The organism is Legionella feeleii (assembly GCF_001467625.1).
Taxonomy (GTDB): domain Bacteria; phylum Pseudomonadota; class Gammaproteobacteria; order Legionellales; family Legionellaceae; genus Tatlockia; species Tatlockia feeleii.
Map to the genome: position 1 here is coordinate 12,772 of NZ_LNYB01000068.1, position 1,719 is coordinate 14,490.

Here is a 1,719-nt window from a genome sequence, read left to right on the forward strand (position 1 = left end):
AGGAAAAGGAAGGAAACGAAATCATCAAGGATCTTGATAAAAAATTTCCAAATAATAAAACACCAATAACAGTCTGGAATGTATTATTTGTTTAAATAGACTTTTTCAAATCCACTTTGCTAAAGAATAACCGATAGTTGAGCATTTTGATTGTTCAATATTGTGACAATATGTCACATCCTTGTGTCATTTAAAGTTTTTTATTAAGTCCAGCAAACTTTCTCTTCAAAGACTTAGATAGAAAATTTGATGTTAGCATCCAATTCTTGAGCTTTATCTGGGGAGAACTTCCAAAATCGATGCAAAGTTTGAATGGTTGATACAGATTGAACCCTTTCGTTAGCATCTTTAGTCATGTTGTAAAGTTTGTCTTTTAGAGCGTTAAAAATGGACTCTGCTGTGTAATGAGTTTGAGATTTTCCTTCAGCAAAATCGTAATTTGTTTTTATGACGCTGTGAAAAAAATTATAAATCTCTTCTTCCTCTTTGCTTTCAAAGCAGTGAGTATAACGATCAGGATGAAGATATTGTAACATGATTGTGCACAGACTGACGATGTCCTTTCCAAAACCTGGAAAAGTCTGAAGTCCAGTGATGGTTTTATACGATTTTTTATCTGAAGTACCCGTTCGATCAAAATCAAATAGCCTGGCGCAATTTGTTTTTTCGTCATACATAATATTACCGTCAGTCATGTCTTTATGAGCTATCCCTTTTCCATGCATTACACTTAATTGCTCAAACAGTTGGCAAAAAACATCCACTCGTTCTTGTATTGATTTACTCCTTAATCCAGACACTCCCTTGAGAGGTCTTCCAGGGATCTTGACCATTTCAATAAAATGAAGATTTTTTTGAGGTATGGTACAAAATGTGGAATTTTCGTCTAGAAAATCAAGCACATATTGCCATTGCCTTTGGCAGAACTTCCCGCAATATTGTTCCATTATTCCAAAAAAATTATTACCATCAATTTTTTTCACGACCCTTTCTTCTGTTCCAATCTCGTATTGACCATTATTGAGCATTAAAGGATGAGCAATATATGCGGACCCATTATCTCCAGAACCAAGAAATTCACTTACCAGAATATATTTGCTGTTTTGATTTCGATCTTGTGTCTTAATAACTAGATTGGATAAACCATGGGTATGATCAAATAGTAAATCATTTGGATTATCATTGATAAGTTGATTAATTCGTTCCAGTTCTGAAACTTTAACAACTTCACTTCGCTCAAAACGATCTTTCATCTTTTTACCCTCCAATAAATTGACAAATTATTATACATATATTTCATTAATAGTACAATGATTTGAGGGCTTTCCTTGCTTTCAAAGGGTAATCCCCCCGAAAAATAGCAGATGTCAAAAGTAGAATTTTCTCATAATCTATGCACGAGAAGATTCTTCATGAAAAGATCAAAATTTACAGACAGCCAAATACTATCGATTTTAAAACAAGCCGAAGGCGGCACCCCTATTTCGGAACTTTGCCGAGAACATGTCATTAGTGCGGCAACATTTTATAAATGGCGAGCCAAATTTGGATGGTAATCCCCCTTTTTTAACCGAAGCTAAAAGTAGAGACTTAGGCAATTAGTGCCAATTTTTGCCTTGGAGGGATTCCTCCAATAGCCGTATTTGGACGTTCATTGTTATACGTCCATAACCATTGTGTCGCATGTAGTTGTACCTCAGCAATACTGGCAAATAAATA

The 1,719-nt window shown here is 34.7% G+C and carries 2 protein-coding genes and 1 pseudogene; 1 reads left to right on the forward strand and 2 read right to left on the reverse strand.

The window, feature by feature from the left end; genetic code table 11:
- Positions 1-233: 233 nt before the first annotated feature.
- The gene (locus Lfee_RS07595; protein ID WP_058445473.1) at positions 234-1,253 is read right to left on the reverse strand and encodes a hypothetical protein; all 1,020 of its coding nucleotides are present in this window, start codon (positions 1,251-1,253) and stop codon (positions 234-236) included.
- A gap of 159 nt (positions 1,254-1,412) precedes the next feature.
- Between Lfee_RS07595 and Lfee_RS16700 the strand changes: the two are divergent.
- A pseudogene (locus tag Lfee_RS16700) lies at positions 1,413-1,550 on the forward strand (transposase); the annotation flags it as partial.
- 40 nt (positions 1,551-1,590) lie between these two features.
- Here Lfee_RS16700 and Lfee_RS16990 read toward each other — a convergent pair.
- Positions 1,591-1,719, reverse strand: a 129-nt coding sequence (locus tag Lfee_RS16990) for an integrase core domain-containing protein (RefSeq protein ID WP_156413376.1), incomplete at its 5' end; no start/stop codon positions are given.

What these genes read in the sequence shown, in the direction of transcription:
- Lfee_RS07595 (WP_058445473.1), bottom strand. Translation starts at nt 1,253, where the DNA reads ATGAAAGATCGTTTTGAGCGAAGTGAAGTTGTTAAAGTTTCAGAACTG.